This is a genomic window from Psychrobacter sp. H25 (assembly GCF_059076335.1).
Map to the genome: position 1 here is coordinate 2,014,806 of NZ_JCACRV010000001.1, position 23,007 is coordinate 2,037,812.

A 23,007-nucleotide genomic window follows, 5' to 3' on the forward strand; every position below is an offset into this window, starting at 1 on the left:
AATGATAAATCAGTACGGTCTACACTCTATGGTTAATACACCATATCAGTGAGAAAGACTCACTTATCGCTAGTCGATAGTAAGTCACCGTTTTTAAAATCATTTTCATGTATGTCAGCGGATTAACTGATTGCTGACTGAGCAAAACTATAATCTGTACTAAAGTGAAAAAGCTTGTATCGGCTATTGCCAATACAAGCTTAGAAGCTTATAAGTCTAGTAACAACATGGCTGGGTCTTCGACCAACTCTTTGATAGTTACTAGGAACTGTACGGCCTCTTTACCATCAATCATACGATGGTCATAAGATAGCGCTAGATACATCATCGGTAGAATTTCAACCTTACCATCAACAGCCATTGGGCGGTCATTGATAGCGTGCATACCCAAGATAGCGGTTTGTGGTGGATTCAAGATAGGCGTTGACATCAACGAACCAAATACACCGCCGTTAGAGATGGTAAAAGTACCACCAGTCATATCTTCTAGACCAAGCTTACCTTGCTGTGCTTTACTACCAAACTCACGGATAGTACTTTCAACATCGGCCATGCTCATGCGGTCAGTGTCACGTAATACTGGTACTACTAGACCACGGTCTGATGATACGGCCACACCGATATCATAAAAACCATGATAAACAATATCGTCGCCATCTAGTGACGCATTTACTGCTGGGAAGCGTTTGAGTGCTTCTGTCGCTGCTTTGATAAACAATGACATAAAGCCTAGACGTACGCCATGACGCTTCTCAAATTTTTCTTTGTACTTAGCGCGCATGTCCATCAATGGCTTCATGTTCACTTCGTTAAACGTCGTCAACATCGCTGTGTCTTGTGATGCTGACAATAGACGCTCAGCAACACGCTTGCGTAGACGAGTCATTGGAACGCGTTTCTCTGTACGTTCACCCATTGACTCAGCAACAGGACGGCCACTATCAGATTTGATGCTGCTATCTGATTTTAGCGTTGGATTTGCCATGTCCGTTTTGGTGACACGACCGCCGCGACCACTACCTTCAACTTCTTTAGGATCAACGCCAGACTCTTTTGCTGCTTTACGAACTGCTGGGCTTTGATCTTTGTGATCTGCTTCGTCTTTTTTGTCAGTCGCTTGTACTGGCTCACCGCCGTCTGCAGCTTGCTTTTCTGATGCAGCTGGCTGCTCCGCTGTTTCTGCAGCTGGTGCTTCGCCTGCACTTGCACCGGCTTCGAACTGTGCAATCAACTCATCAGACAACACTGTGTCATCAACTTGCTTGACGATTTTAGTTACTACACCATCATCAGGTGCAACAACTTCTAGTACTACTTTGTCAGTCTCGATCTCAGCTAGTAGGTCATCACGATTAACTTGTTGACCTTCATTGACATGCCATTCAACGATTGTGCCATCGGCAACCGATTCTGGAAAAACGGGGGCTTTGATGTCAGCCATCGATATACTCCTTAGATGTGGATATTCATACTTATTATTAAGTCGTGATAGGCAGCCAGTATTCGTTAAAAGTAACGCTTAGATTGTATTAACGGATACTAACTGTCATCGCCTGATTCATTTATCTGCTATAGTCTTTCGATTAGATAATCTGTTACTTAGACAACTCGTCGACACTGATACCAAGACCACCTGCGATTAGTGCTTGTTGCTGCTGAGCATGTAGTTTTGGCGAGCCTGTTGCAGGTGCTGCACTAGGAGGACGTGCTACCGGCTCCATAACTTTTGCCTTAGTTGGATGCGGTACAACAATACGGAACATGTGCGGGGCCAGATAGTACCAAGCGCCTTGATTCAGTGGTTCTTCTTGCGTCCACACAATCTCAGTCAAGTTGCTATATTTCTCAATCTCAGCAACCAAACGTTGCTCTGGTAATGGATAAAGCTGCTCAATACGTACGATAGCAACATGATCAAGACCCAATGCGCGGCGCTGCTCTAGTAGATCATAATAGACCTTACCGCCACATAGCACCATGCGAGTAACTTTGTCTGCATTGTGATCATCCATCTCTGAAATTACAGTTTCAAACTTACCATCAGCAAGCTCTTCTAGATTAGACGTTGCCAGCTTATGACGTAGCAAACTCTTTGGTGACATAACGATCAAAGGCTTACGAATCGGGCGTACTGCTTGACGACGCAAGGCATGATAAATTTGCGCAGGCGTCGTTGGCGTAATAACTTGCATATTGTCTTCAGCACATAGCTGTAAGAAGCGCTCAAGACGCGCAGAAGAATGCTCTGGACCTTGGCCTTCAAAACCATGTGGCAATAGCATCGTTAAACCACAAACACGCTGCCATTTGGTCTCGCCACTTGAGATGAACTGATCAATAACGACCTGCGCACCGTTCACGAAGTCACCAAACTGTGCTTCCCAAACAATCAATGCATTCGGTACTGTCGTAGCATAACCATATTCAAAGGCTAATACGGCTTCTTCTGATAGCAATGAATTATAGGTAGCAAAGCGTGCTTGCGTTTCACTCATGTGAGCGAGTGGCACGTACATGCTGCCGTCATTGACATTATAGATTTCACTGTGACGATGCGAGAACGTACCACGGCCTACGTCTTCGCCCGTAATGCGTACCAATACATCATCGTTATCGACCAATGATGCATAAGCCAATGTCTCAGCTGCACCCCAGTTGAGAGGCTCTTCACCAGTCTGCATAGCTAGACGCTGCTCAACTACTTTTTGAACTTGGCGTTGTAGCTTGTAGCCCTCTGGCATTTCAGCCATACGGCGTCCGTAAGCTTTTAGTTTTTCGATATCGACACTAGTGTCCCAGTCGTCGATCAATTCGTGACCCAAATAAGGCTTCCAGTCTACAAATAACTGCTCGTTAGGTTCTTGGACTAGTGAGCTTGCAACATAATCTCCACGATCTAAAGATTCACGATAGTCATCTTCGTATTGCTTTTCTTCTTCGCTATTTAAAAGCCCATCAGCGATAAGCTTCTGTGCATAGATGGTACGTGTCGTAGGCAACTTCTTGATAACCGCATACATCAATGGCTGCGTAGCTGAAGGCTCATCTGCTTCATTATGTCCGTTACGGCGGTAGCAGAAAAGATCAATGATGATGTCTTTATCAAACTGATGACGATAATCTAATGCCAACTGAGCTGCAAATACGACTGATTCAGGATCGTCACCGTTCACATGCAAGATGGGCGCATGTACCATCTTAGCGACGTCAGTACAGTATTCGGTTGAACGAACATCTTCTTGACGGCTAGTGGTGAAGCCAACTTGGTTATTGATAACAATATGTACAGTACCACCAGTGGTATAAGCACGGGTTTGTGACATTTGGAAGGTTTCTTGAACCACACCTTGACCGGCAAACGCAGCATCACCGTGAATAACGATTGGCAATACCGAATTACCACCAGTATTATCTAACAATGGCTGATCATTACGGCGTACTTGGCGTGCACGTACTGAGCCTTGTAATACTGGTGCAACGATTTCAAGATGAGATGGGTTAAACGCTAGTGCCAAATGCGCTTCACCACCTGGGGTCATTACATTTGATGAAAAACCATTATGGTATTTAACGTCACCTGAGCCTTTTTCTGGTTGCACTTTGCCATCAAATTCGTCAAACAGATCCGCAGGATTTTTACCTAGGATATTGACTAGTAGGTTAAGGCGTCCACGGTGAGCCATACCAATGACCATCTCTTTTGTACCATAGCCACCAGCACGTTGAATAATTTCATTGATAGCAGGAATGAAGCTTTCGCCGCCCTCTAGACCGAAACGTTTAACGCCCGTATATTTACGTGCTAAGTACTTTTCTAGACCTTCGGCAGCAGTCAGGCGCTCAAGAATAGATAAGCGCTTTTCTTTATCAAATTGGATATAGCCCAAGTTGGTTTCTAAGTATTCTTCCATCCAGCGCTTTTCTGTGCTGGTGGTGACGTGCATGTATTCGATACCAATATGACGGCAGTACACACGCTCCATGATTTCGATAATTTCACGCAATGGCGCTTCATTTTTACCGATTACTAAATCATTGGTTGGGAATACCGTATCAAGATCTGCTTCTGATAAATTATGATAAGCAAGCGTTAGATCTTCTACTTCTGCACGTGGATGCAAATCTAAAGGATCAAGTTTGGCACGGCGATGGCCACGGCGACGATATGCGGAGATTAATTGCTGTACACCCATTTGCTTTGGATCAGTACAGTTATTTGAGGTACCACTGCTTTGGTCAGTGTTTTCATCACTTACTTTATTCGCGGTTTGATTGCGGGCAAGTAATAAAAATTGGTCCTTGATCGCGTTATGCTTGGCATCGTCTGACGATTTGTACTGTTCAAAGTACGCTTGCCAATCTGTGTCAACACTATCAGGGTCTGTTAGGTACTGCTCGTAAAGAGCTTCTATATAGCTGGCATTATCAGCGGCCAGTTCAGTATGTCCTTGGTCCGCTTTTTCTTTAGTTATACTATTCATAATAATCGTCTATTTGATAGATAAATGAATGGAATCGTGCTTATTATGGTGTCAATCGCTAGATGCTAGGCATATAGACAATTTGTCATATCCCGTTAAATACTATTTGATAAAACACTTTTATCCCTAAGTATTGCCGTCACTATAGAATATTGCCGTCATTGTCTAAAGAAGCAAGGGATGCTAAATAGTGATAACAAGTCTTATTGCAATACCTATATTAAAAATAAAATTATTTGTGAACGCTCAGTTTTGTTAACTGACTCGTTTCACAACATTAATTTATATATACTTCTTTTAGCTATAACCGATTGGTAAGTTGTAAGTTATTAACAATCAACTAAAATTCTAGCTAACCTTTAAAATGGCTGTTAAGGCTAAAACATCTTATATCCACTAGAAATATTGCCCATCAAGACAGAGATACATTGCTGTATAGCCTATCACGACCATTTTTTGTGACATAGTTTGTTTGTTCAATACTAAGTATTTACGTAATGAATATCAATTATACAAGCACAATAATTGTATACATAACGTTTTATTCTATTAATTGATACGTATTACTGAACCACTTGAGTAGCGTTTAATCGTATTCAATATCGTCAAAAACGTAATTATACCAAATTTTTCTCGTGTCTATATCCGATTATATAGATTGATTGTCTAGATATTATGTCTTCTTACACACAACCAACGTATTGCATATGGTGTTTTGCCAGCTCAATGGCTGAATATTGACCATTTGCGAGTCAAACTTACTGCTTAAGTTTCCTGCTGCTGTGATCTAAGACTATATAGGTAAGCCTGCTTGGTATAGAGCCAGTAGAGTATTCACGCAAATATATCTAAGCCAGTCTAACTAACAAAAACACCACCTAACGAATAGGTGGTGTTTTTCGTACTGTATCTATTATAACTGATGCGCTTGTAAACTACTAACCGGCTTGATCAATCAACATATTACGTAGATGGCCAATGGCTTTGGTTGGGTTCAAGCCTTTAGGACAAACCGATACACAATTCATGATACCGCGGCAACGGAACAAGCTAAACGGATCGTCTAGACGAGCCAAACGTGCTTGGGTATCACCATCACGACTATCAGCAACAAAGCGATAAGCGTGCAGTAACGCTGATGGACCTAGGAACTTGTCAGGGTTCCACCAAAATGATGGGCAACTGGTTGAACAGCACGCACACAAGATACACTCATACAGACCGTTCAGTTTTTCACGCTGTTCAGGTGACTGTAGACGTTCCGTCGGCGGCGCTGGCTGATCATTGATCAAGTACGGGTGTACTTTCTCATATTGCTCATAAAATTGGTTCATATCAACAACCAAATCACGAACCACTGGCAAACCAGGTAACGGACGAACCGTTACTTTTTCTGGTAGGGTATTCATGTTGATTAAACATGCTAGACCATTTTTGCCGTTGATGTTCATGCCGTCAGAACCACAAATACCTTCGCGACAAGAGCGACGGAAGGTGATTGTTTCATCTTCTTTCTTTAGGCGTAATAATACGTCAAGCAACATACGATCTGAATCAAGTAATTCAATCGTATAGGTTTGCATGCGCGGCGCTGCGTCCACATCAGGATCGTAGCGGTAGATTTCGATGGTGCGAGTACCTCGGCTCATAATGCTAAACTCCACACGTAGGTGATGGCGGGCATACAAAGACTGCAACATATTAGCGCTGGCTATTAATTGATACTGATAACTAAATATCGAGTATCAATCAATAACTTAGTAACGCTGGCATGAGCATGTAGCTGGCGGTCACCTTTTTAATAAATTAATAAGGGATAGAACGTTGAGACTGCTATTGCATGTTGGCTATGAACCAAGCATGCAATCTAGAGTTAGTAGACGCGAACTTTTGGTTCAATGTAATCAACAGTCAACGGTACTTTGCGAACGGGCTTATAAATAATACGGTTGCCTTCAGAATACCATAAAGTATGCTTCATCCAATCGTGGTCGTTACGACCGTTTGGTGCGTAATCATCATCTTCTGGACGATCATAGTCAGATACACTGTGCGCGCCGCGACTTTCGTGACGTGTAGCCGCTGATATCATAGTGGCTTTTGCTACTTCGTATAAGTTAGCTACTTCAAAAGCTTCGATGCGTGCTGTGTTGAACACTTGTGATTTATCGCCAAGATGAATTTTTTCGATCTTATCGCCTAGCGCTAGGATTTTCTCAACGCCTTCATCCATCATTGCTTGGGTACGGAATACACTAGCATGCTTTTGCATAGTTGCACGAATCTCATCAGCCACGTCTTGCGCATTGTAGCCTTCAGTAGACTGTTGCAACTTGTCTAAACGCTTCACTGTAAAATCAAGCACACGTGGATCAAGCGGCTTGTAGTTGTGATCGGCGTGATGGAACTCATCAACGATATGCTTACCCGCTGCACGGCCAAATACGAGTAGATCAAGTAGTGAATTCGTACCTAAACGGTTGGCACCATGAACACTCACACAAGCACATTCACCGATTGCATAAAGACCTTTAACCACATTGCCTTTAGCATATAGGCCGTCTTCATCAGTACCTGCTTCTAGATCTGGCACAACAACCTGACCATGAATAGTGGTTGGAATACCGCCCATCATGTAGTGAATGGTTGGGATTACTGGAATTGGTTCTTTTGTGATGTCGACGTTGGCGAAGTTTTTACCAATCTCAAATACTGATGGTAAACGCTTCATGATGGTTTCAACACCTAGATGCGTCATATCCATAACGATATGATCAGCATTAGGACCACAACCACGGCCTTCTTTGATCTCTTGGTCCATTGAACGTGATACGAGGTCACGTGGTGCCAAGTCTTTCACGGTTGGTGCATAACGCTCCATGAACGCTTCACCATCTTTATTACGCAAGATAGCGCCTTCACCGCGACAACCTTCAGTCAGTAGTACACCTGCACCATGAACACCAGTTGGATGGAACTGCCAGAATTCCATATCCTGCAATGGGATACCAGCACGTACTGCCATGCCAATACCGTCGCCAGTATTGATATAAGCATTGGTAGACGCTGCAAAGATACGACCCGCACCGCCTGTCGCTAGGACAGTAATTGGTGACTGGAATACCGCAACCGTACCCGTCTCTTGCTCAAGCGCAACGACACCGTTGATGTTACCCGCTTCGTCTTTGATCAAATCAAGGGCAATCCACTCGATAAAGAACTCAGTGCCTTGCTCTAAATTCTTTTGATATAGCGTATGTAGCAGCGCGTGACCTGTACGGTCAGCAGCAGCACAAGCACGTTGTACAGCTTTTTCGCCATAGTTAGACGTATGACCACCGAACGGACGCTGATAAATCGTACCATCTTCGTTACGGTCAAACGGCATGCCCATGTGCTCAAGCTCATAGACTACTTTTGGCGCTTCACGGCACATATACTCGATAGCATCTTGGTCACCCAACCAATCTGATCCTTTTACGGTATCATAGAAGTGGAAGTGCCAGTTGTCATTGCTCATGTTACCCAAACTTGCACCGATACCACCCTGAGCGGCAACCGTGTGCGAACGCGTTGGGAATACTTTGGTAAGGACTGCAACCTTCATGCCCGCTTCCGCTAAATGCAATGAAGCACGCATACCTGAGCCGCCGCCACCAACGATGACTGCATCGTAGTTTAGGGTCTTGATATTACTAATGGTATTGTCTTGTCTAGTTGCCATTACGGTTTTCCTAATGCCTGTTAATGCTCAGAAGTTAATTAAAACTCTTTAAAAAGCTTGTATCACATTTACGAAAGCTCACTATTTGGCTATTTCATAAACCTGTAACATAACAATCTAAAAAGTCTGCAACCACTTCATGTGCATATCTATCGTTATACTGGACTAAGCCTACTCAGCTGTAATCAGATTAGCTGGTCATCAATGCTAGTCCAATGCTATGACTATTCTTGGCTATCAGCAGATAATTGCGATTATATTTCCAACCAGTTTATCAGTTGGATATACCTACTGTTATATATAGATATAAGAGGTATTTGTTCAATGGTTAAACAGCAGCGATACCGAAACCGTTACCCCAAAAAATCATAATGCCCCAAAATAGAAATACTAAAATAGCGATAATCATCAATGACTGTAGTACTAAACGTAAACCTGCTGCGCTTGAGCCTAGCTTGCCTGTCGTAATATAGTCAGTAAATACTGTCCACATACCGACCCAAGCATGGCCAGCCAGTGCAAGTACTGCAACCAAACTGAATAAACGCATCGGTAAACTGGTCATAAATGATGACCATTCAATGAAAGTGACATCACCATGGGTCAAAAAGAAGCCCAGCAATATCACGCTATAAACGGCTAAAACAACAGCACTAATACGCTGAATAATCCAATCACGTGAGCCTGAACCTGTCAGACCAGTAGCACTTTTGATTCCTGAATCATTTTTTATCATTAGAACATCACCCATACAAATGACGCGACAACCAAAATCGCGGCGATCACAAAACTGACCATAGAGGCAGTGCGACCAGATTTTAGCTCTTCGTTCATGCCCATATCAGCAAATAAATGTTTCATACCCATTACGAAATGATAGGCAATAGCGGCAACAAATATCCATGCTAGAAAGCGCACAAGTACGTTGTCAAATACAGTTGCAAAACTCTCAGGCGACGCCAGTGAGTTCTGTAATAACCATAGCATGACAGGAATTAATAAGAATAAAATAATGCCAGAGATACGATGCAAGATAGAGGCGATCGCAATCGGTGAGCGATTAACACTAATCACTTGGCTTAAAGGCAGATCAATAGGTCGGTTGCTTTTCACAGCGGGCATCCTTTTTGCGGTTATACTCCTGTATCTGCTATCGAGGCTTGACATGAATAGTGTCAGATGAGCGTCGAGCAACACACGAGACGAATAAAGTAAGGAAGAGCTAGCTGACTTCTTTTAGTTTGCGCTAAATATGAAGAAAGGATCATGTATATAAAGGTAGTAATAGACTGTTCAACATCGCTTGTCGAGATGACAGGCCTATCAAACAACCCATCTATTATACAACAAAGAGAATAAACATGAGTAAGATCGACTAACCAGTCTATTTTTATTGGTCGTATGAAGCGCAAGACAACGTTAATATGTCCTCTACTTCAGAGCGAGCCGCATACTAAGCAACAGATACTTGTGCTCAGCACTCAAAAACAGAATGGTTAATAGGAACACTCAAACCATAGAATTCGGTTTGGTCTATCAAAACACTAGACAATCGTAAATAGGCATATATAAAGTAAGCTATAAACGACACTATGTTATGACCACTTATCAATTTGCACAAGCTAGTGCTAGTTAATTACTACAATTATAAAATGACTGAGCGATAATTACAAACTTATCCCTGAAGCAATAGTAAAACACAGTTATTTAACAAATAAATAGAGATATGTAATACTCAATCTGAAAAGCATTGATCTATATCAAACTTAAGTCGAATTCGATTGGTTTGCTACTCATGACCTAGAAGATTTTAGGCTCAATTTTTATGCATATGTGTCTAGATTTTTGTCAATATTCGAACAATGCTGTACCGATTTTGACGTTATAAATATGGCTTAAAAATGGATAAATTTAAGCAAACTAACCAAACAGACATATTTTGATACAAAAATTACGGCGAATAACTACCGCTACCCCATGCCAATTGGGATGGTAGTCAATAAAAGTTTTTTCAAATCACAAGTGATTGCTGCTAATATACCCTGCGTATTAAATGAGTTAAATTCATTTTACCGTTTGACCGATGATGACGTGAGGTGTACGTCTGTAGTAATTTTATTCTAACAAGCTAAAACCAATGGAGAGCAATTTATGGCTGATAATAATGCCAAACTAACCGTGAATGGTGAAGAATACGAACTTCCTATTATTAAAGGTACTTTAGGGCGCCCAGTTATCGATGTTGCTGCTCTACAAGATTCAGGCTTCTGGTCTTATGACCCAGGCTTTAAAGTTACTGCTCCTGTTGAATCAAAGATTACTTACATCGACGGCGGTAAAGGCGAGTTGTTACATCGTGGCTACCCTATCGACGAGTTAGCGAACAACGCTGAATACCTAGAAGTCGCTTATGCATTGATTCATGGTGACCTACCTACTGCTGAGCAAAAAGCAGACTTTTTTGAAAAAATCCGCGAGCATACTCCTGTTCATGATCAATTGCGTAAGTTCTTTGAAGGCTTCCGCCGTGACGCACATCCAATGGCTATTATGGTTGGTGTCGTTGGTGCCTTATCAGCGTTCTATCATGAAGACCTAGACGTGAGCAATGAAGAACATCGCGAAATCACAGCTATTCGTCTGATTGCTAAGATGCCTACGCTTGCTGCGATGAGTTATAAATACTCACAAGGCGAACCGTTCATGTATCCGCGTAACGACTTTAACTACGCAGAAAACTTCTTGTACATGATGTTTGCAACGCCTGCTGATGTAGACTACAAAACCAACGACGTTATCACTCGCGCAATGGACAAGATCTTTACGTTGCACGCTGACCATGAGCAAAACGCTTCTACGTCAACGGTACGTCTAGCTGGGTCTACAGGGGCAAACCCTTATGCATGTATCGCTGCAGGTATTGCTGCGCTATGGGGTCCATCACATGGTGGCGCCAACGAAGCTGTTCTTGAGATGCTGGATGAAATCGGTACGGTTGAAAACGTGCCTGAATTCATGGAAAAAGTAAAAAGCCGTGAAGTGAAGCTAATGGGCTTTGGTCACCGTGTTTACAAAAACTTCGATCCACGCGCTCAAGTAATGAAAGAGACTTGTGATGAAGTACTAGAAGCACTAGGTATCAACGATCCTAAGCTTGAGTTGGCGATGGCATTAGAGAAAATCGCGTTAGAAGACCCGTTCTTCATCGAGCGTAACCTATATCCAAACGTTGATTTTTACTCTGGTATCATCTTGAAAGCCATCGGTATCCCAACATCAATGTTTACGGTTATCTTCGCATTGGCTCGTACTTCAGGCTGGATCAGCCATTGGTTAGAGATGCACAGTGCACCATTCAAAATCGGTCGCCCACGTCAGTTATATACTGGTGAAACGCGCCGTGATTTTGTAAAGGTTGAAGATCGCAAGTAAGCTAAACCGTATTTGAGCAATAAAAAATCCCGCTATCATGCGGGATTTTTTATTGCTATTTGATAGGTACTATTGGCTCTAGTATGCATATTTGATACTACGAACATGCCATGGTTATTTACTGGAACTCTTTCAAAGTCTGCTCATACTTTGCGATCTGCTCATCATAGCCTTTGATCGTATCATTAAACTTAGTCATGAGCATCTCAAACTCTTGCTGCTGCTGTTGTTTCATCTGCTGCATATCGACTACCTGCTGCGCTTCTATCTGCTCCCATACTTGATGCTGAATAATCAAACGAGCCAGCGCTGGGCTTTTTGCACTTACCCTTCCAGCAATCTCTGCATGTTCAAACAATTGTGGCACCAAAGTCGCTATATTGATCAGTGTGTCAGAATCCTCTGCACTGAGTGGCGTCGTCACAGGCTGATATAGCGTATTCATCGTTTGTTGGTAGCGCTCTATTATCTGCGCTTCGGTCAGTATCACAGGTTTACGTGGCTCCAGACTAATACGCTTTAATACCGTCAAGTCACGCTCACCAACTTCGGTACTGGTATTGATATCGGCTGATGCATCCGAATCTACATCACTGCCTACAGCCATTGGGCTATTCGATGCCGTTGCCTGCTCGGCAGTATTTACACCAGAACTCTCTGGCGCACTACTTATTGTATCATCGTTGCTGTCAGTCACGTTATCACTAGTATTGTTGGTAGCATCGTCAGCAGCACTGCCGAGTAATAAGGACTCATCGCTGTCTGATGCATCTGCCGCTTGCAGTGACTCATACTCTGCTTGGAGACGGCGCTGCAACCCTTGTGCTTGTGCAACATATATAGGTTGAAACTGTTCTATACGCGCAGCAGCCGAATCGCTTTGCGGCATAGGCTGACTGTCTTCCACGCTTGTTTTTTCACTCGTCTGGGTGTCGTCTGATACAGGCTGCGTATCTGCTTGCTGCTGGCAGCCCGTCAGAAATAATACACCCGTCAACGCTGCTGCAAGCAATGTCGATTGATAATGAGTGTCAGTATTTGGCTTCACTGATAAAAATCTAAGCATAAGAGTACATATCCTTTAATAAAGCAAACATATAAAGAGCTAAAGTGATGACGATAACTAACGTTTGTCATTCGCTATCCACTTATTCTTCAAACCACCATTGAATTATCAGTCATTGAACAAACTCAATTTAATAGGTATATAATTATTTTTTATCTTATTCACTAGTCGTACCGTTACTAATCGCAGTACTGTCTCTAATCAACACGAGCAGCCAGAAACTCAATTACAATATGACAGACAAGACCTAGCTGATAAAAGAGCTACTAGAGTTTTTAACATTAGTAATAGGATTTACGGTCAAAAACGGTATGCAAGCCTCCAAATCTTGGCAGTCTTGTCCACGCTGCTGGCGTACAAAATAATCTTGTACCATACGTGCCTGCTGCTCTATACCATATTTAAAAAAGGACTTACCCGTTTCTAATACATAGTCATACCGCCGATCGATAACCGCACCACGCACGACTTTTAAGCCTTGCTGCAACTGCCATATGTGAGTCAACTCATGTATTAGCCAGCTCTGTTTGGCCAAAGGCGCGTCACTAAAGTCTATAATCCAATCAGCTGGGTTAAAATAAATATTCCCGTTGGGACTGACGGCATAGTTTTTTAGTACCCACCAAGCGGTCTTTAGCCGAACCTCATTAAGTCTGATACTCTCACCGAATACGGAGCGCGCCAGCGCTATCTCTCCAGCCGTCAAACCACGCGACCGCTGATTGCGATTACTACTACGTAGATATCGATTAAACAAGCGCTTGAGAGTGGGTTTAGACATCGTTAGCGTATTCCCTTGTACTTGATAGGCTACTTCTAATATATTCTGTTTGATTGTCCATTTTTCTAAGTCCGTTTTCAATAAAACGATTGAACCGTTAATATAGATGAATTATGAAAACTAAAGTATCAAGGACATAAGCTATACGCTTAGTGAGCTTTCATTAACATATTTTTGCGTTAGCCTAGTGTGTATGACACCTACTTGCAGATAGCATCAGGTTTATAACCTAGCCTACTTTTATGGCTCATGTCCAATATTGATTGTCATCATAAAGTTGCTGCGAGAATCATGCCAAACAACGGAGTATATTTAGATTAACTCAGAATAATAAATATAGAATAGAATGCGGTGCTCTGTACTCAACGTTCTGTATTTAGCGATAACGCCCATCGATAACTGCCATTATGATCCATTAATGGTTTTTTAATTATTTGATAGAGAGTTCTATGCCGACCAACTTTCACGCCGACACCCCCCTTGCCCAGCGTATGCGCCCTGCCTCACTTGCTGCCATTATTGGTCAAGAGCACCTCTTAGCTATAGGTGCACCGCTACGACGTTTGGTAGAGCAAGGACACTTGCCATCTATTATCTTACATGGTGAAGCAGGTATCGGAAAAACAACCATCGCGATGCTATTGGCTGATGCCGTTGGTAGACCCTTTCATGCGCTCTCTGCCTTGAATACTGGGGTCAAGCAGCTGCGTGAAGTACTAGACAATAAAGACTCATTAAGCCTTGAATCACCTGTGGTATTTATCGATGAGATACATCGTTTTAATAAAGCGCAGCAAGACGCGCTCTTGGGCGCTGTAGAATCTGGTGATATTACCTTGATTGGGGCGACGACAGAAAACCCGTCATTCAGCGTCAACAACGCGCTGTTATCACGTTGCCAAGTATATCGTTTAGAGCCGTTGACGCCTGAGCAGATTAGTGCCGTATTACAGCGATCACTAGCAGAAGACGCTGTCCTTAAAAAGCTGACTATCGACTTACAAGCGCAAGACACCATCAGTCAATTGGCACATGGCGACGCAAGAAAGGCGCTAAACTTATTAGAGCTCGCGATCCAAACAGCCGATACCAAGCAATCACCAACAGTCATTGATGATGAGCTGGTTAGCCGAGTGGCGCAAACGGCGTTGGTACGTTACGACAAAGATGGTGAGCAGCATTACGATATTATCTCAGCCATGATTAAATCAGTGCGTGGCTCAGATCCTGACGCAGCGCTATATTGGATGGCTCGGATGCTGGTTGGCGGAGAGCCTGCAGATTTTATTGCGCGTCGATTGGTGATACTCGCCAGTGAGGATATCGGTAATGCTAATCCCAATGCCCTACTCCTTGCTGATGCAGCATTGCGCAGTGTGCAATCAATCGGTATGCCAGAGGCACGCATCATATTGGGGCAAGTCGTGGTCTATCTAGCGACCAGTGCCAAAAGCAACAGCACTTATAAAGCGATTAATGCGGCGATGGCTTTGGCAGAAAAGGACGCTTCCCCTGTACCATTACACCTACGTAATGGCGTGACAAAACTAATGCGTAATCAGGGCTACGGACAAGGTTACGCTTACCCTCACGACTATCCTAATCACTACTATCCTCAGAGCTATTTGCCAGAAAATTTGTCGGGTACCAGTTTTTACGAGTTTGCTGATAACCAACGTGAACAGCATAGTAAACAGTTTATAGAATGGCTAAAAACCCAAGCAGCAAGTAATGATTGAGAATACCATCAGATGTGTCGGAAATTTTGAGCTACCGTTGGTTTAGGGCTTAGTCATTATACGTATGAGCCATTAGTTATATTTAACCCCATTTTTAAAAGACTAAGCGTGATAGTTCAGCTTTGAGGCAGCACGCGTGGACAAAAACCGTTAAAATGTATACATAATGATATATAAAAGTCATGAGTGACTTCTATATTTGATTACTGTTATTTAATTACTGCTATTTGATTACTATGATTATCACGCGCTTTGCTCAACAGCAACAGCGCGTTGTGCCATCTACTGCTACAATAGGCAGATAACGCTTTATATTCCAAACCACACATATTTATTAATAATAAAATATTGAGACTTACTATGAGTTTACATACGATTCCTGAGATTATCGAAGATATTCGTGCCGGAAAAATGGTCATCTTGATGGATGATGAAGACCGCGAAAACGAAGGTGATATCATCATGGCAGCGACGCACGTTCGCCCTGAAGATATCAACTTTATGATTACTCACGCGCGCGGCTTGGTATGCTTAACCCTATCACAGGCGCGTTGCCAGCAATTAGCCCTACCACTCATGTCTGATCGCAATGAGGCAAAGTTCAGTACAAACTTTACGGTGTCTATTGAGGCCTCTGAAGGTGTTACCACTGGTATCTCTGCAGCAGATCGCGCTCGCACGATTCAAGCTGCAGTCTCGTCTGCTGCCAAACCAGAAGACATTGTCCAACCTGGGCATATTTTTCCAATCATGGCGCAAAACGGCGGTGTTTTACACCGTGCAGGCCACACAGAAGCTGGTTGCGACTTGTCAAGATTGGCAGGACTAGAGCCTGCAGCAGTCATTGTAGAGATCATCAATGCCGATGGTACGATGGCACGTCGAGATGATCTTGAAATATTTGCAAAAGAGCACGATATCAAAATGGGTACCATTGCAGATCTCATTAACTACCGTATCGCCAATGAGCAAACGGTAGAGGAAATCGAGTCGCGTCCTTTTGAAACTGAACATGGCACTTTTACCTTGCATCGTTTCCGTGAGTTTGGTGCTGAAGAAACGCATTTAGCATTGGTAAAAGGTGATGTGAGCGAAGGCGTGAGCACCGTACGTGTTCATGGTTTCCATCCACTACGTGATCTATTTGCGGCCAAAAATGATACGACGGGTCGTAGCGGCTGGAGCGTGCAGTCAGCACTAGAAGAAATCAGTGCTTCAGATCGTGGCGTCATGGTTTGGGTAGGTAACCATCAGCCAGTCGATCTAGGAGATGCGCTAGATAAAGCTTCAGACAATCAGTCACTATCGACCATCACGCAGCAGCCTTATCGTAGTATCGGCGTTGGTGCACAAATACTGCGTCATTTAGGTGTGCGTGATATGCGTTTACTGTCATCACCGATGAAGTTTTATGCCTTATCAGGCTTTGACTTAAATGTGGTTGATTTTGTGAGCGCACCGCAACAAAGCTAAAGCTTGTTTGAAAGTGGACTGAGAAATAAGTCGCGAAAAGGGCACGCTAATATCATGTTAGCGTGCCCTTTTTTTGTTTTTAATAACCAACGTTTAACCAACGGTACCTTTCACCTTTAATCAGCGAGGCTTTTAATAAGGCTTCAGGTTAATATCACTCTAAAGCTCGGGGGTGTGATCAAATTTCGCTTCTAGTGCCAACAGCCGCGCGCGTTCTTCTGCTGTCCATGGCAACTTACCTTTCCCATCACTATCGAGACGTACCACCACTGCCTCGGCCGTCGCCACGATGATGTTTTGCGCTGTACTATAGTAGCTATATTCCATTGTTATACTGGTATTACCCAAACGCTGGCAGCGAACACCTAGTAGCAAGGTGTCAGGATACGTCACTGGGCGTAAGTATTGGCAGCTCGATTGCGCCAGTACGGTAACCATACTGCCATCAAACATATCTAACGCATGTAAATAACCAATACGCGCTGACTCAGAGTAGCGATAGTAAACCACATTATTTAGGTGATTAAATGCATCCATTTCACCCCAATGGATTGGCTGATGATGAATAATTGGATAATTAGCCAATACATCAGGACGCTCGGTAATCACTTCAGCCAAAAAATCAGATTTTTCGTTAAAATCAGTCATAACTTACCTTTTTCTTTATATTCAATATATATCGCATTTCTAAATACCCTCTATTGGCTCTGAGGTTTGTCTAAGATTTGTGTGGTCAATAACGGGGTTGGTTTGGGAGTATTAGCAATCAGTTGATCCAACCAAGCAATGACTTCTGGTATATCACTAGGGGCTTTCATAATTTCTAAATTAGTGTCTACGTTGGTTTTTAAATTGGTGTCTAAAGCCGTGTCCGAATTAGCTTGTGCGCTTATCGGTTTTTTGTCCGCTGGCACAATACCAATTGCATTATCTTGAGTGGACTTTTTGCTCGCTGATGACTTAGGGGTTAACGTTTTTAGCTGTTTGCGCGCTTGGATCAAATAACTAATCAATTGGTCCTGCTCACGCATATTGCTAGATTGACTCGCAAGATTCAAGGTCATGATAACTTCGTGAATGATGAGCTGTCTGCGAGAGAGGTTTGCCTCATTGTTCACCAGTCTGTTGGCAGGCTTGTTTGTTGCTGCATCGACAAGCTCTCGGCGATGAATATCCGTACGCTCGTAGCTTCCAAGACGCTCATGACTGTGCAAAAACTCTTGGATATTTTGAATCGCAAGGTTTTGTATTTGCCATGGACTCGGTTGTGAGCTTTGCGCTTGCAAGCGTTCAATATCTTGGAGCAAGCTTTGCTTGATGACCACAGTCAACGCAGGTGCAATCTCATTACTGCTTTGTGCCAACTGCCAATGCAACCCTCGCAGCAGCTCTATCGCTGCACTATCATTATTATCTGCTAGTAGTCTATCGGCAGCCTTTATTTGGATACGTAATAAATCCAGCTGGTTCTGCGCTTGACTGCTGGCTTCCACTCTCGGCTCGGGAAGTGTCTGTTGGCTCACCGCAAACAAACGATCGTCCATTTCATTTAAACGACTGACGACCTGCTCGTTACTTTGTAAGCGCTCGTTGACACTATGTTGAAAGCGTTGCTGGCTGATATATAGCCAAAGCAGCGCTGCAACAAGTAGCAGAATAACCAGCCACTGCATCCGTAGCAGCAAAATGTTTGCTTGGCGGCGCTGCTGTACAGCAGAAGGACCTTCGGGTAAAGACTCAGGATTTATTGACATAAGGCTGTACCACTATTCATAGGTGTGACCATGTTTAGAGCAAATAAAGAATTATAAAGCTAATTGGTAGCGTTGATGGCTGAGAGAATCGTATCTGGTGCTAAATCTTCTACACGCCAATAGCTCAAGTGTTCTGATGCCACCATCTTTGCTAAACGCTCACCCAATACGACATAAACAAAATCTGATAGTGTGAGCGGCAAATTTTCCTCGGTATATTTAATCGCATCTGTATCTGGCTTCGGTGCCAAAGTCTCTACTTGTGCACCTTCAACGATATGCTTCCAATGCTCAAAGGCAACACCACTACTCACAACTACGATTGGTTTTGACTGATGGGATTGTGCGCTCCTTTCTTTGTTGTGTGCAAAAAAATCTTGCTGATATTGCTGATACTGAGTCCGTGCATCGATAGGCATGGTGCGCTCGTACCACTCAATGCTATCAATATGTACACCGCGGGCCTGTAATGTATCGACCAATAATCGTCGCCCACCAAGACCGCGCCATATCAGCAGCTTATCACCTGACTGCAAACTTTCGATCTCAGGCATTGCCAGCATACCTTCGTTGTTGGCAACCTCGGGCTGCAATACTTGGTAGCTTGTCGGCTCTATTTTTGCCTGATTCAATACCGTAGCAGTGGCTTGACCGACTGCGATGATTTGACTTGGTGCGATAAGAGGTTCAAAAATTATGTCAGCTTGCCTAGTCTTTGGCTGTTCAAATTCTAGCCGCTTGAGCTCTTCTCCCGCAGGATTACAGTCGTCATACTCATTGCGCGCAAGTGCACGCCAAACATCCAATCCTAACGTAGCAGCAGTTGGGCTGATAACCACAAGAGCTTTATATTGACCAGTTAGCCATGCACGCATCAGTGCCATATCATCATCAGTCGTTGGACGCGATTGTAGCGCCAACATAGGTATCTCAACCACTGTAAACCCAGCTGCTTGCAAGTGATGTGTCAGCGGTGCAGCACGTTCTGCTGGACGCGTATTGATGACCATTTGCGGCACTGATGATGAGTCCTCAGGGTAACTATTGTGACTGTCACGACTGAATGTCGCTTGCGTTGACGTTGATGACATAGCTGTACCACGGCAAAAGACCTATAAAGTCGACTTCGCTATAGACCAGCCATTTGAAGTGCTGGTCTATAACAAAATCACAATGCAATCTATCGGTTACTCAGGCTCATAAATGGCTGATAATATATCTCCAGCTCCATCAGCGAGTAGCATGTCTGCGACATCGATACCCAGCTGATTGGCCTGCACTTCTTGCTCATCTTGCGTACCGACCAACGTCGCTCGCTTTTCTGCCTTTAACAGCTCGCTACCATCAGCTTGACCCACTCGGCCTCGTAACCACAGCACATTACCATCATCGTTATTGCCATTTTCGCCATTGTCATCATTATTGGCACTGGTCTCGTCCGCCATTTGCAACACAGCATAAGCAGCAATCGGCACCTGACAGCCGCCTTCTAGATGACGGTTTAATGCACGCTCAGCGATGAGACGAATGCGAGCTTTGTCATCGTTTAGTGGTGCCAGTAGTTGTAGTACTTCACCGTCACCCTCACGGCATTCGATAGCTAAGGCACCTTGACCAACTGCAGGTAAACAAGCCGAAATATCTAACTCTCCGCGTATACGCGCATCTAATTCAATACGCTGTAATCCGCTGGTTGCTAAAATAATGGCATCATACTCACCAGCATCTAGTTTACCCAAACGCGTACCTACGTTGCCGCGCAGGGTTTTGATTTGTAGATCTGGGCGGTACGCTTTGATCTGGCATTGACGGCGCAGACTCGACGTCCCAACGACGGAACCTTGCGGCAACTCGTCAATACTATTATAAGTGTTTGAGACAAAAGCATCCGTTGGTGAAGCACGTTTGCAATAAACGCCTAGCATCAAACCTTCAGGAAGCTGCATCGGTACGTCTTTTAGTGAATGTACGGCAATATCTGCTTGTTTGTCATACAGTGCCTGTTCCAGCTCTTTTACGAACAAACCTTTACCGCCTATTTTGGCTAAAGGGGTGTCCAAAATCTTGTCACCCTTAGTGACAATTTTTAGCAACTCGATTGTCATCTCAGGATAAAGCGCCAATAAACGATCGCGAATATGTTCCGCTTGCCATAGAGCCAAAGGACTCTGCCGCGTAGCGATAGTCAGTGTAGTCAAAGCAGGTTGCTGTTGATTGCTCATAAAAGGCCTCAATAAACTCGATGCTATCAGCTCACTACCATGATGTCATTACCAAACAATAGGGCAAACTTGCCACAGAAAAGTGGTGACTCAAATCATTGATAGTAGAGGCTAACGCAAAAAAATACCCCTATTTAAGCATAAATAAGGGTTGGATGATATGGCAGGATTATGTCGAAATGGGAACACCTCATTACATGCTTTGAATTTTGTCACGTAAGGCTGGCAGGTGGCGCCGACTCACGGCTAGCGTCTCATCAATGTCTTTAAATCGTATCTGATATTGACCCGCATCTAAGGTTTCTAAATAATCCAAGAAATTAAGGTTAATGATCGCATTGCGATGCACGCGAAATAAACGGTCATCAAACTCTTGCTCTAGTTCTTTTAGCGTTTCATCAATCAGTACCATGCCATCTTTGTGACGTACCTTGACGTACTTTTGGTCTGCTGCAAAGTAATAAATGTCTTTTAGTTTAATCAGTTCTACACCGCGGTGAGTACGGGCTGCAATATGCTCGCGTACTGGACGCGCGGTTGGATCTTCCAGCTTACGAATTTCATTGAGCTGCGCCGCGTTTAGGTTTTTTGCTTTGTTCAGTGCCTCTAACAGCTCATCTTTGTTTGCAGGCTTTAACAGATACCCGATTGCATTGGCTTTTAGTGCCGCTATCGCGTAATGATCATAAGCGGTAACAAAAATAATAGCAGGTGGATGCTCAAGTTTGGCAAGCTCTTGAGCACAGCGTACCCCATCCATCTCAGGCATCCGAATGTCTAATAATATAATATCAGGCTGCTGAATTTTTACAGCGACGATGGCCTCTCCACCTGTTGTGGCTTGAGCGACGACCTCGTGACCTGACTCCTGTACGATTCTGACTAAGCGCTCACGTGCCAAAGGCTCATCATCACAAACTACGATACGCATGAAAACTCCCACCTAAAGACATACTTAATGTTTTTGATGGTATTACGAATATATTGATCGGTTCGATATGATGACGTTTCGTCGCATCCTATTTTATATTAACCATTATTCACCAGATATAAATCGCAATAACCATATAGATATAGAAGATGATGCAATAAATATGCCACACTTCATAATACGTGAACAGTAGCACTCAAAAGCACCTAAAAGGTGCAAATATTATAAACTGACATCTTGTAAGGGATAGTCAATAATGGTGGTAACTTGGTTACTGGTTACGAGACTTTGGATATCAGCACTTTGACCAAAATGGGCACGTAAACGATCCGTCTGAATATAAAAATTCATGTGCTGACGCAAATCATGATTGATGATTAAGGTTTTTTTGGGCAGTTCTACCTCAATCTGAATTGCCACACGGTGCTGTTGCCAAGTGACTTTGATGTCAATATGAATAGTTTCGGTGGTCATCTCTACAACATTGAGCAGCATCTTTTCTAAAACACTTTGTAAGGTTAAAGCCGTGATGACCATATCGTACATGATGTCTTCATCAGGCAACTGCCAACTGACCTCAAGCTTATCTGCTAAGCGACTAGACTCAATCGCTAAGTAATGCTCACAAAGCGCGACTTCCTCTTCAAAACTGATCTCACGCGCACCGCTAAAACTGGCACGGAATAAAGCAGAGACATGCTGTAGTAAGGCAGCAGCTCTTGGTGGATTGGATTCAATAAGTGATACAAGTGTGTTGATCGTATTAAAGAAAAAATGCGGAGCAGTACGGGCTTTAATCAAATCGTTTTGGGCGGTTAACTTATACTCAAAAGATATTTTGAGTGCGTTGAGCTCACGATGATTACGCAAAAAATATAATAAAAACACAATGGTAAAACCACCAGTCAGTACTGTATTGAATAGCAAATTGATCACAAAAGCTTGACGGTCGTATGCCATCAACCCTAGATTAATCATGACCAACACCACTAACGCCATGGATACCGTAGCAGAAAACATCATGAGCATGACAATACGCACACTCACACTAGGAATGCTCGCGTTTTTGAAGGCAGGACGCAGATAATCGACCAAACATAGCGCTGGAATGACGGTTAGTGAATTCTGTAGCACTCGAGAAAAGAACTTGATCATAAAATCAGACCAACCGGACAGACCATGACGCTCAATCACTGTCAGAAACAGTGACCAAAAAACGATATATGTCAGCCACTGCCAAGGCCTCATGAGTTTCATGAGTTTGGGGATAAAAAACTCTAAGCGTTCGGCTAGTAAGGCCACCTCATCATTTGCTATACTCGAGTTCTTATTCTCTTGACTTGTCTTGTACCGATATGAACGCCAATTCTTCAAACCTTAGTAATCCCGAATCAAGTAAAAGTT

General features: G+C 43.4%; 17 protein-coding genes. 3 read left to right on the forward strand and 14 right to left on the reverse strand.

What is annotated here, in order from left to right:
- Window positions 1-208: 208 nt before the first annotated feature.
- From odhB to sdhC, 6 genes are all read right to left on the reverse strand, one after another.
- Window positions 209-1,441: a 2-oxoglutarate dehydrogenase complex dihydrolipoyllysine-residue succinyltransferase gene (odhB, locus tag AC5JPO_RS08150; protein ID WP_493853797.1), complete on the reverse strand. Its 1,233-nt coding sequence runs from the start codon at window positions 1,439-1,441 to the stop codon at window positions 209-211.
- Window positions 1,442-1,595: 154 nt separating this feature from the next.
- Window positions 1,596-4,481: a 2-oxoglutarate dehydrogenase E1 component gene (locus tag AC5JPO_RS08155; protein ID WP_493843947.1), complete on the reverse strand. Its 2,886-nt coding sequence runs from the start codon at window positions 4,479-4,481 to the stop codon at window positions 1,596-1,598.
- A 938-nt stretch (window positions 4,482-5,419) separates the two neighbouring features.
- Complete coding sequence (locus tag AC5JPO_RS08160) at window positions 5,420-6,130, reverse strand: succinate dehydrogenase iron-sulfur subunit (RefSeq protein ID WP_192518379.1); 711 nt, start codon at window positions 6,128-6,130, stop codon at window positions 5,420-5,422.
- A 224-nt stretch (window positions 6,131-6,354) separates the two neighbouring features.
- Window positions 6,355-8,205: a succinate dehydrogenase flavoprotein subunit gene (sdhA, locus tag AC5JPO_RS08165; protein WP_319050699.1), complete on the reverse strand. Its 1,851-nt coding sequence runs from the start codon at window positions 8,203-8,205 to the stop codon at window positions 6,355-6,357.
- Between the two features lie 328 nt (window positions 8,206-8,533).
- Window positions 8,534-8,938 carry a succinate dehydrogenase, hydrophobic membrane anchor protein gene (gene sdhD, locus AC5JPO_RS08170; protein WP_319050869.1) on the reverse strand — a complete coding sequence of 135 codons (405 nt, stop codon included), beginning with the start codon at window positions 8,936-8,938 and terminating at the stop codon, window positions 8,534-8,536.
- A gap of 2 nt (window positions 8,939-8,940) precedes the next feature.
- A complete protein-coding gene (gene sdhC, locus AC5JPO_RS08175) occupies window positions 8,941-9,327 on the reverse strand; it encodes a succinate dehydrogenase, cytochrome b556 subunit (protein WP_319050700.1) in 387 nt (128 codons plus the stop codon).
- 1,029 nt (window positions 9,328-10,356) lie between these two features.
- On the opposite strand from sdhC, the gene gltA reads away from it, so the two are divergent.
- On the forward strand, window positions 10,357-11,637 hold the full coding sequence (gene gltA, locus AC5JPO_RS08180) for a citrate synthase (RefSeq protein WP_493853798.1): 1,281 nt from the start codon (window positions 10,357-10,359) through the stop codon (window positions 11,635-11,637).
- A 118-nt stretch (window positions 11,638-11,755) separates the two neighbouring features.
- Here the strand turns inward: gltA and AC5JPO_RS08185 are convergent, their stop codons facing one another.
- Together AC5JPO_RS08185 and AC5JPO_RS08190 are read right to left on the reverse strand one after the other, a co-directional pair.
- Window positions 11,756-12,703, reverse strand: a complete 948-nt coding sequence (locus AC5JPO_RS08185) for a hypothetical protein (protein WP_493853799.1) — start codon at window positions 12,701-12,703, stop codon at window positions 11,756-11,758.
- Between the two features lie 247 nt (window positions 12,704-12,950).
- The gene (locus AC5JPO_RS08190; RefSeq protein ID WP_493853800.1) at window positions 12,951-13,484 is read right to left on the reverse strand and encodes a type IV secretion protein Rhs; all 534 of its coding nucleotides are present in this window, start codon (window positions 13,482-13,484) and stop codon (window positions 12,951-12,953) included.
- A 449-nt stretch (window positions 13,485-13,933) separates the two neighbouring features.
- On the opposite strand from AC5JPO_RS08190, the gene AC5JPO_RS08195 reads away from it, so the two are divergent.
- A complete protein-coding gene (locus AC5JPO_RS08195) occupies window positions 13,934-15,223 on the forward strand; it encodes a replication-associated recombination protein A (protein ID WP_493853801.1) in 1,290 nt (429 codons plus the stop codon).
- Window positions 15,224-15,583: 360 nt separating this feature from the next.
- Window positions 15,584-16,696: a bifunctional 3,4-dihydroxy-2-butanone-4-phosphate synthase/GTP cyclohydrolase II gene (gene ribBA / locus AC5JPO_RS08200; protein WP_493853802.1), complete on the forward strand. Its 1,113-nt coding sequence runs from the start codon at window positions 15,584-15,586 to the stop codon at window positions 16,694-16,696.
- 159 nt (window positions 16,697-16,855) lie between these two features.
- Here ribBA and AC5JPO_RS08205 read toward each other — a convergent pair whose 3' ends face one another.
- The 6 genes from AC5JPO_RS08205 to AC5JPO_RS08230 all read right to left on the reverse strand — a co-directional run bounded on the left by AC5JPO_RS08205 (window position 16,856) and on the right by AC5JPO_RS08230 (window position 22,905).
- The gene (locus tag AC5JPO_RS08205; RefSeq protein ID WP_319050706.1) at window positions 16,856-17,344 is read right to left on the reverse strand and encodes an acyl-CoA thioesterase; all 489 of its coding nucleotides are present in this window, start codon (window positions 17,342-17,344) and stop codon (window positions 16,856-16,858) included.
- A 50-nt stretch (window positions 17,345-17,394) separates the two neighbouring features.
- Complete coding sequence (locus AC5JPO_RS08210) at window positions 17,395-18,450, reverse strand: hypothetical protein (RefSeq protein WP_493853803.1); 1,056 nt, start codon at window positions 18,448-18,450, stop codon at window positions 17,395-17,397.
- Between the two features lie 59 nt (window positions 18,451-18,509).
- The gene (locus AC5JPO_RS08215) at window positions 18,510-19,541 is read right to left on the reverse strand and encodes a uroporphyrinogen-III synthase (RefSeq protein ID WP_493853804.1); all 1,032 of its coding nucleotides are present in this window, start codon (window positions 19,539-19,541) and stop codon (window positions 18,510-18,512) included.
- Window positions 19,542-19,637: 96 nt separating this feature from the next.
- Window positions 19,638-20,672: a hydroxymethylbilane synthase gene (hemC, locus tag AC5JPO_RS08220; protein ID WP_493853805.1), complete on the reverse strand. Its 1,035-nt coding sequence runs from the start codon at window positions 20,670-20,672 to the stop codon at window positions 19,638-19,640.
- 193 nt (window positions 20,673-20,865) lie between these two features.
- On the reverse strand, window positions 20,866-21,603 hold the full coding sequence (locus AC5JPO_RS08225; protein WP_319050711.1) for a LytR/AlgR family response regulator transcription factor: 738 nt from the start codon (window positions 21,601-21,603) through the stop codon (window positions 20,866-20,868).
- A gap of 222 nt (window positions 21,604-21,825) precedes the next feature.
- A complete protein-coding gene (locus AC5JPO_RS08230; protein WP_493853806.1) occupies window positions 21,826-22,905 on the reverse strand; it encodes a histidine kinase in 1,080 nt (359 codons plus the stop codon).
- Between the last annotated feature and the right edge of the window lie 102 nt (window positions 22,906-23,007).

What these genes read in the sequence shown, in the direction of transcription:
- AC5JPO_RS08155 (WP_493843947.1), bottom strand. Translation starts at nt 4,481, where the DNA reads ATGAATAGTATAACTAAAGAAAAAGCGGACCAAGGACATACTGAACTG.
- AC5JPO_RS08190 (WP_493853800.1), bottom strand. Translation starts at nt 13,484, where the DNA reads ATGTCTAAACCCACTCTCAAGCGCTTGTTTAATCGATATCTACGTAGT.
- sdhC (WP_319050700.1), bottom strand. Translation starts at nt 9,327, where the DNA reads ATGCCCGCTGTGAAAAGCAACCGACCTATTGATCTGCCTTTAAGCCAA.
- hemC (WP_493853805.1), bottom strand. Translation starts at nt 20,672, where the DNA reads ATGAGCAATCAACAGCAACCTGCTTTGACTACACTGACTATCGCTACG.
- odhB (WP_493853797.1), bottom strand. Translation starts at nt 1,441, where the DNA reads ATGGCTGACATCAAAGCCCCCGTTTTTCCAGAATCGGTTGCCGATGGC.
- AC5JPO_RS08205 (WP_319050706.1), bottom strand. Translation starts at nt 17,344, where the DNA reads ATGACTGATTTTAACGAAAAATCTGATTTTTTGGCTGAAGTGATTACC.
- AC5JPO_RS08225 (WP_319050711.1), bottom strand. Translation starts at nt 21,603, where the DNA reads ATGCGTATCGTAGTTTGTGATGATGAGCCTTTGGCACGTGAGCGCTTA.
- ribBA (WP_493853802.1), top strand. Translation starts at nt 15,584, where the DNA reads ATGAGTTTACATACGATTCCTGAGATTATCGAAGATATTCGTGCCGGA.
- sdhA (WP_319050699.1), bottom strand. Translation starts at nt 8,205, where the DNA reads ATGGCAACTAGACAAGACAATACCATTAGTAATATCAAGACCCTAAAC.
- AC5JPO_RS08210 (WP_493853803.1), bottom strand. Translation starts at nt 18,450, where the DNA reads ATGTCAATAAATCCTGAGTCTTTACCCGAAGGTCCTTCTGCTGTACAG.
- AC5JPO_RS08185 (WP_493853799.1), bottom strand. Translation starts at nt 12,703, where the DNA reads ATGCTTAGATTTTTATCAGTGAAGCCAAATACTGACACTCATTATCAA.
- AC5JPO_RS08215 (WP_493853804.1), bottom strand. Translation starts at nt 19,541, where the DNA reads ATGTCATCAACGTCAACGCAAGCGACATTCAGTCGTGACAGTCACAAT.
- gltA (WP_493853798.1), top strand. Translation starts at nt 10,357, where the DNA reads ATGGCTGATAATAATGCCAAACTAACCGTGAATGGTGAAGAATACGAA.
- AC5JPO_RS08160 (WP_192518379.1), bottom strand. Translation starts at nt 6,130, where the DNA reads ATGAGCCGAGGTACTCGCACCATCGAAATCTACCGCTACGATCCTGAT.
- AC5JPO_RS08195 (WP_493853801.1), top strand. Translation starts at nt 13,934, where the DNA reads ATGCCGACCAACTTTCACGCCGACACCCCCCTTGCCCAGCGTATGCGC.